Annotated in this window: 8 protein-coding genes; 2 read left to right on the forward strand and 6 right to left on the reverse strand. The window is 62.7% G+C overall.

Features of this window, described 5'->3' with window-relative positions; genetic code table 11:
• Nucleotides 1–407: 407 nt before the first annotated feature.
• From ABSF49_RS19440 to ABSF49_RS19465, 6 genes are all read right to left on the reverse strand, one after another.
• A complete protein-coding gene (locus ABSF49_RS19440) occupies nucleotides 408–563 on the reverse strand; it encodes a hypothetical protein (RefSeq protein WP_424114288.1) in 156 nt (51 codons plus the stop codon).
• Nucleotides 564–832: 269 nt separating this feature from the next.
• On the reverse strand, nucleotides 833–1,039 hold the full coding sequence (locus ABSF49_RS19445) for a hypothetical protein (RefSeq protein ID WP_424114289.1): 207 nt from the start codon (nucleotides 1,037–1,039) through the stop codon (nucleotides 833–835).
• Nucleotides 1,040–1,107: 68 nt separating this feature from the next.
• Nucleotides 1,108–2,571, reverse strand: a complete 1,464-nt coding sequence (locus ABSF49_RS19450; RefSeq protein ID WP_424114290.1) for a Ni/Fe hydrogenase subunit alpha — start codon at nucleotides 2,569–2,571, stop codon at nucleotides 1,108–1,110.
• 12 nt (nucleotides 2,572–2,583) lie between these two features.
• Entirely contained in the window at nucleotides 2,584–3,144 is a 561-nt protein-coding gene (locus tag ABSF49_RS19455; protein WP_424114291.1) for an NADH-quinone oxidoreductase subunit B family protein, read from the reverse strand.
• A gap of 19 nt (nucleotides 3,145–3,163) precedes the next feature.
• Nucleotides 3,164–3,859, reverse strand: coding sequence for a 2Fe-2S iron-sulfur cluster-binding protein (locus tag ABSF49_RS19460; RefSeq protein WP_424114292.1), 696 nt, complete (start codon nucleotides 3,857–3,859; stop codon nucleotides 3,164–3,166).
• 4 nt (nucleotides 3,860–3,863) lie between these two features.
• Nucleotides 3,864–5,651 (reverse strand): NAD(P)H-dependent oxidoreductase subunit E, encoded by a 1,788-nt coding sequence (locus ABSF49_RS19465; protein ID WP_424114293.1) that lies wholly within the window; start codon nucleotides 5,649–5,651, stop codon nucleotides 3,864–3,866.
• A gap of 633 nt (nucleotides 5,652–6,284) precedes the next feature.
• On the opposite strand from ABSF49_RS19465, the gene ABSF49_RS19470 reads away from it, so the two are divergent.
• Together ABSF49_RS19470 and ABSF49_RS19475 are read left to right on the forward strand one after the other, a co-directional pair.
• Nucleotides 6,285–6,449, forward strand: coding sequence for a Flp family type IVb pilin (locus ABSF49_RS19470; RefSeq protein ID WP_424114294.1), 165 nt, complete (start codon nucleotides 6,285–6,287; stop codon nucleotides 6,447–6,449).
• Nucleotides 6,450–6,645: 196 nt separating this feature from the next.
• Nucleotides 6,646–6,810: a Flp family type IVb pilin gene (locus tag ABSF49_RS19475; RefSeq protein ID WP_424114295.1), complete on the forward strand. Its 165-nt coding sequence runs from the start codon at nucleotides 6,646–6,648 to the stop codon at nucleotides 6,808–6,810.
• Nucleotides 6,811–6,844 lie beyond the last annotated feature (34 nt).

The following is a 6,844-nucleotide window of genomic DNA, read 5'->3' on the forward strand; positions in this document are numbered from 1 at the left end:
CGCTAATGACCAATGAACCTGAGGCGAACACTCGTCGAACCGGGTTTCGTGGTTAGCAATTTGAGAATACATACTATTGTTGCCGCACGGCTTGGCGGACCAATCGACGAAGAAGTCCCCACCCGCCTCGACCCAATGCGGGGGTGATGTCGGCTTCGGCGTTTCCATCGCCCGAAGCCGCCATTCTCCTCTCGGCCAATCACTTCCGCTTTGCGCCGATGGCGGTCATTGGGCGAGATCGCCGGGCCTCTCCAAAGCAGACGTGTCATTGAACCATGCTCGTGAAAGTGTCAGGCAGAGGGTTGTCGTTGTCCGACGCGCGTCGTGACGTCTGGCCTTTTCGACGCGGGAACCTAGCGTGAGACTATCTCCGTTGTTCTTGTCTTGTTCTCGCCGCCGCGCTAGCCTCACGCGTGTCCGACACGCCCGATCGCCTCAAGCCCGCGACGCCCGAAGACCTCGCCGACGCCCTGGCGTTCGCGCTCCGGTCCGATGGCAGAAAGAGGAAACATGACGCCGCTGAGATCATGGCGCGGATCGTAGCCAAGCGCCTTGTCGACCATCTCGAGCGCGCCGGCTTCGTCGTCATGAAGAGACCGACAATCGGCGGCGCAACCGCGCTCGACCGCAATGTGGCGTTTGCGGCCCACAATCTTCTCGCCGACCTCGTGACCCCTTGTTCCGGCTTGGGACCTTGACCGAACGACGATCGCTCGCCGCCACTGGGCGGCTGGCCTCGCGCCCGGCCCGCTCGCATTCAACCATCAGCGCCAAGTCATGAATGGTCTGAAACCCATCATTCCGAGCGCCACACTCTTCCACTCGCCGATCGTTACGATCGTTCCTCCGTCTTCGCCGTGATGTAGGCGATCATCTCCTCGCGCGTGACCGGAAGCTCTTTCGACCGCTTCTCCTGGTCGTGCATGAGGGGGTATTCGGGATGGTGGGACAGCGTGGCGACTTCCATCTTGAGCCAGCCCTCTTGCCAGTCTCTAAGCGGAACCATCATCGCTTCGCATCTTTTGACCATCGTCGTCATAGTCGTCTCTCCTTCACGTCCCGAGGCGCCCGACGAGCGCCTCGCCGCCGGCGGCGGAGCGCCGCTGGTCAGCCTTTGCGCACCCGCGAGACCAACGCGCCATTCGCGTCGACGAGTTCGACTTCGAGAGGCATGTCGCCGAGCGCATGGGTCGCGCACGACAGACACGGATCATAGGCGCGAAGCGCGACTTCGATGTGGTTGAGCAGCCCTTCGGTCAATTCGCGCCCGTCGAGAAACTGCGTTGCGACCGAGCGGATCGCTTCGTTCATCGCCTGGTTGTTGTTGGTCGTCGAGACGATCAGGTTGCAGAAGCTGACGAGGTCGTCGTCGGCGACGCGGTAATGGTGGATCAGCGTGCCGCGCGGGGCCTCGATCACGCCGATGCCTTCTTCGCGCATCGGGCCCTTGTCAGCCATCAGGTCCGTTCCGACGATGTCGGGATCGTCGAGAAGATCGCGCAAGAGCTCGGCCGCGCACAACATCTCGATCAGCCGCGCCCAGTGGGTGAGCAGCGCCCCGTGGACAGGTTTACCGCCGCCGGCGGCGCGGAACGTCTTGCGCTCCTCTTCGGCCTGGGGCGAGGGCAGAAAGTCGGCGATCTGCACACGTGCCAATGGGCCGACGCGATACCAGCCGTTTTCCGCCCCCAGCGAGCGGATATACGGGAACTTCATATAGCTCCATGGCTTGGTTTGCTCGCCTAGGAGGTTGCGATACGTCGAGGTGTCGGCGTGGTCGAAAATCGTCTTTCCGTCCGCGTCCTTGGCGCGCAGGCCGCCATGATAGAAGTCGAGCCCTCCGTTGGCGTCGACCAGCCCCATCATGTTGGCGCGGGATTCGCCGAAGCGGTCGTAGAATTCCGGCTGGGTCTCATGCAGGCGCCGCGCCAGTCCGATCGCTTCGCGACTCCAGGCGACGATCTGGTCGACGTCGATGCGCAGAAGGTCGCGTTCGGCGGCCGTCAGCGCCTTGTTCATCCCGCCTGGAATGCAGCCGGTGCCGTGAATGCGCTTGCCGACGATGTGGCGGATCACTTCCTGCCCGAACTTGCGGGTCAGGATGCCCTGCTTGGCGAGATCGGGGAATGCGGCGGCCACACCGACGATGTTGCGCTTGGCGACCTCGCTCTCGAAACCGAGCAGTAGATCGGGCGAGGCGAGATAGAAGAAGTGCAGCGCATGCGACTGGACGATCTGTCCGCAGTGGAGGAGCCTGCGCAGCTTCTCGGCCGTTGGGGCGAGCGGGCCGTAGCCGGCGACGACATCCATCGCTTTGGCCGCCGCAAGGTGGTGGCTGACCGGGCAGATGCCGCAAAGCCGCTGCACCGTCACCGGCACTTCCGTGTATGGTCGCCCCTCGATGAACGCCTCGAAGCCGCGAAACTCGACGATGTGCAAGCGCACCTGATGGACGTGGTCGTCTTGGTCGAGCAGGATCGTCACCTTGCCGTGGCCTTCGACACGGGTCACCGGCTCGATCGCGACGCGGCGCAGCGTCTGCGGGTCTTGGGCGGTTTCTAAATTGCTCATCTCGCCCTCCGCTCAGTCGTAGTTCATGGCCATCGGCTCAAGCCGCGGCATGTGTCCGAGAATGAGCGCGGTGAGATATTTCCAGATGGCGTCGCCGGAGGGCGGGCAGCCGGGCAGGAAATAGTCGACTCGCACCACTTCATTAATCGGATAGACCTTGTCGAGCGGCAGCGGCAGTTCGGGGTCATTTGGCACGCCCGTCCCCTCGCGCTCGGGGTCGCCGTAGACCTTGTGCAGGACGTCGCCGATGGCGAGGCTATTGCGCATCGCTGGCAGGCCGCCGTTGATAGCGCAGGCTCCGACCGCGACCAGGATCTTGGCGTTGGCCCGCATTTCGCGCAGCACTTGTATGTTCTCCGCGTTGCACACCCCGCCTTCGATCAGCGCGATGTCGCACCGGCTGCAATGCTTGATGTCGGTCAGCGGCGTGCGGTCGAATTCGGCGATCTCAGCAAGCTCCAGCAGCCGCTCGTCGATGTCGAGCAGCGACATATGACAGCCGAAGCAGCCGGCGAGCGAAGTCGTCGCCAACCTGACCTTCACCGGAGTTTTGGACGGGTTGACGCCATACATCACAGCTCTCCCAGATGATTCAAGACTCGTCTTCCGCGCTGATCAGCTCGCGGTCGTACTTGCGCGCTCCGATCGGTTCGACGAACCCGACATGCTTGATCAGGATCGCGCCGACGGGGCAGACGTGCGCCGCTCGGTCGGTGATCGCGAATGTGCTGTCGACCAGTTTCCCACCGGGCGAATTGACGATCAGCCTGGTGTCGAACCCGCGCCCGCCGAGCCCGAACACCTCCTTGTGATCGACGTCGCGACTCGCTCGCACGCACAGTTCGCACTTGATGCACCGGTTGCGGTCGATGATGGCGTCCGGATGCGAAGCGTCGACGTCCCGCACGGGATAGAACTCGATGAAATGTGGCGTCGTCATTTCAAATTCGTACCCGAGCGCTTGCAGCCGGCAATTGCCGCTCTTCTCGCAGCCCGGGCAGAAGTGGTTCCCTTCGACGAAGAGCATCTGCAACATCGCCCGACGCATCGCATTGAGCTCGGGCGTCTCGACCACGAGCTCTTGCCCAGTCGACGCCATGATCGTGCAGGCTGAAACGGTGCGGCCGTTGACGATCACCGCGCAGAGCTTGCAACTGCCGTGCGGAGTAAACTCCGGATGATGGCACAAATGCGGGATATAAATTCCCGCCGATTTGCACGCCTCGAGGATGGTCTGCCCGGGAGTAAAGGGGATTGGCTGCTCGTCGATGGTGAAGTAGTTTTCCATCCGCTCAGACCTCCTCCTTCAAGTGCGCGCCCGCGTCGTCGCGCCCCATGACCACACGCGCGGGAGCCAGGGCGGCGTCGAGATCCATCGCTGGCGCGAACTCCGTCGCCAGCAAGCGCCGCTCGAAGGTCGGGCGGAACTTGCTCCAGCAGTCGGAGATCGCGTTGCCGGCCATTTGGCCGAGGCCGCAGTGGCTCATGCGTCGCATCAATCCGCGAACCCGCATCAATTCATTGATTTCGTAGCGCGTGCCCCGCCCCTCGGCGATCTTTTCGACCATTTCGCGTTGCAGCGAAGTGCCGACTCGGCAGGGCGTGCAGAAGCCGCAACTCTCGTGGGCGAAGAAATGCACGAAATTGCGCGCAACCTCGAACATGTCGCGCTGGCCGCTGAAAATCATGAAGGAGCCCGAGGTCGGCACGTCTTCGAATGCGATGCGGCGGGTAAACTGGTCGGGAGTCATCAGTACCCCGGACGGACCGCCGATCTGCACCGCCGCGGCGTCGCGCGCCGCGCCGGCGTCTTCCAGCACCTGCGCGATCGGCACGCCGAAGGAATACTCGTAAACACCCGGCTGTTCGCAATCTCCGGAAACGGAGAGAAGCTTCGAGCCGGTCGAATTCTTGGTCCCTTGCCCTGCGAACGCTGCGCCGCCGTGAATGGCGACTTCGGTCGCCTGGCAGAGCGTCTCGACGTTGTTGACCACCGTCGGTCGGCCGAGATAGCCGTGGGTAACCGGGTACGGCGGACGGACGCGCGGGCGTCCTGGCTTGCCCGCAAGCGATTCCAGAAGCGCCGTTTCCTCGCCGCAGACGTAGGCGCCGGCGCCGACGTGGATTTCGACGTCGAAGTCGAACCCGGCGCAGCCGCGGATGGCAGGTCCGAGTCGCCGCACCAACCGCATGCGCTCGAGCTCAGCGTCCAGCCGCGACTTCAGATACTCATATTCGCCACGCAAATAGAGGAAGCCGCGGGTCGCCCCGACCGCATAAGCGGCGATCGACATTCCCTCGAAGACTCGGCTGGCATGTGAACTCAGCAACACGCGATCCTTGAACGCTCCAGGCTCGCCTTCGTCGGCGTTGCAAACGATGTAACGTTCGGCGCCAGGGGCGTTGCGGGCGGCTTCCCATTTGAGTCCAGTGGTGAAACCCGCGCCGCCGCGCCCGCGTAAGTTGGAGCGCTTCATTTCGTTGAGAAGCCCCTCGCGGCCGATGGCGATCGCCGCGTCGATCGCACGGCCGGGCGTCATCGGCGCTTGCAGCAACGGGCCTTGGCGCCGGACATTGTCCTCGACGCGGAAAAACTCGGCCGGCCAGTGGTCGAGCGGCGCGCGCGCCTCGATCAGGTTGGCGATCGCGTCGATTCGCGCTTCGCTGAGACGCGGCACAGCGACGTTGTTGACCAGCATGGCCGGTCCTTGGTCGCACATGCCCGTGCAGGAGGTGAGGTCGACGCTGACCAGGCCGTCGGCGGACACCTCGCCGCGATTGATGCTAAAATGGACGAGCAGACGTTCGAGCAGCGCCTGATTGCCCTGCATCCTGTCGGTTATGTTGTCGGAGATCAGCAGCCGATAGGCGCCGCGGGGCTTGTCATAGAAAAAGGAGTAGAACGTTACCACGCTTTCGACGCGGTTGACGGGGATCTTCAACCGCTCCGCGATTTCGCCCTGGGTCTCGCGCGAAAGCCAGCCCAGCGCGGCCTGCGCATCGTGCACGATCTGCACCAGATTGAGCGGGTCTGAATTGTACCGCTCGACAGCGGTGGCGACGGGATTGTCAGAGCGCATGACTCCTCCCCGAGCAAGTTTCCTCCAGGCCTTCACGTCGCGTCGCTGGCGGCGTCCGCCGAACGGACCAGCGCCCGTTCGACGGGCGCAAGCTAGGCGCGTTCATGTCTGCGACCATTGATCTTCGACAAGGCGCGAAGAACTTCGACTCCTTTCTTTGATAAAATGCAATAAAGAGCCGTCCGCGGGGGCGCGAAAACTTGACCAATGGCGGCAACGCCGGCATCAGGCTGTAAATAGGCGTTGGGTCTCAGGAGAGGGGTCAGCGTGTTGAGCCGCTTTACACGATAACGCGGAACGTCACTCTCGGGCGCTACATCGCGTCCAGTGAGTGGCGCCCGCGCCAAAGCCGACGCGCGATATGGTCGAATGCGACTCAAAAGCGCATCCGCAACCCACAGCGACGGTCGATCTCGTAAGATGCCAGCGACCGCAATCTCGGCCTCACCAGCGGCTGCATCTAGAGAATCTCGGTTTAGGCGGTCTTTACCAATCGGACGGGTAGCAGCCGTCGTTCCAATTCCAAACGGTCGATTTAACCTGACCGCAAGGGCCTCTGCCCAGATTGCCATTATTCCGAGCGGCGAAGTCAACGCGCCGGGCTGCATGTTCTTTTGGAGCAGGAGCAAGGCAATGATCGAGTCCCTCAAGTCTTTCGTGGCCAACGAGTCTGGTGCGACCGCCATCGAATACGCGCTTATCGCGTCGCTGATCGCCGTCTTCCTCATCGGCGCGCTAGCGGCCCTCGGCACGAACTTGTCGAGCGAGTTCGCCGAAGTGGGCGCAGCGCTCAAATAGCCAGCGTTCGTCGTCGAATCCTTCGATCGCGTCAACCCGCCGCCAACCGCATCGGCGTCGGGTTGCGCGATGTCTACAATTGTCGATGCCGCCTTCAGAAGGCGCTGCGCATCGCCAAAGAGATTGGTCGTCGCGCGCGGCGGAACGCTGAAGACGCTCAGCGCAAGTCCTCAACCTTCCTTGCGAGAGTTCGGCAATGAGCACCTTTCTCAAATCTTTCGTCAGCGACCAATCCGGCGCGACGGCGATGGAATATGCGCTTATCTGTGCGCTGATCGCGGTCTTCATCATCGGCGCTGTGTCGGCCCTCGGCACGAATTTGTCGAGCGAGTATGCCGAAATCAGCAGCGCGCTTAAGTAGGCATAAGAGCGAACGCCCACTGCGACACTTGGAT

This window comes from Roseiarcus sp. (assembly GCF_049514155.1).
Lineage (GTDB): Bacteria > Pseudomonadota > Alphaproteobacteria > Rhizobiales > Beijerinckiaceae > Roseiarcus.

Bases quoted from the DNA above. Each gene is read 5' to 3' on its own strand.
- ABSF49_RS19440 (WP_424114288.1), bottom strand. From the start codon at position 563: ATGGTCGACAAGGCGCTTGGCTACGATCCGCGCCATGATCTCAGCGGC.
- ABSF49_RS19445 (WP_424114289.1), bottom strand. From the start codon at position 1,039: ATGACGACGATGGTCAAAAGATGCGAAGCGATGATGGTTCCGCTTAGA.
- ABSF49_RS19450 (WP_424114290.1), bottom strand. From the start codon at position 2,571: ATGAGCAATTTAGAAACCGCCCAAGACCCGCAGACGCTGCGCCGCGTC.
- ABSF49_RS19455 (WP_424114291.1), bottom strand. From the start codon at position 3,144: ATGTATGGCGTCAACCCGTCCAAAACTCCGGTGAAGGTCAGGTTGGCG.
- ABSF49_RS19460 (WP_424114292.1), bottom strand. From the start codon at position 3,859: ATGGAAAACTACTTCACCATCGACGAGCAGCCAATCCCCTTTACTCCC.
- ABSF49_RS19465 (WP_424114293.1), bottom strand. From the start codon at position 5,651: ATGCGCTCTGACAATCCCGTCGCCACCGCTGTCGAGCGGTACAATTCA.
- ABSF49_RS19470 (WP_424114294.1), top strand. From the start codon at position 6,285: ATGATCGAGTCCCTCAAGTCTTTCGTGGCCAACGAGTCTGGTGCGACC.
- ABSF49_RS19475 (WP_424114295.1), top strand. From the start codon at position 6,646: ATGAGCACCTTTCTCAAATCTTTCGTCAGCGACCAATCCGGCGCGACG.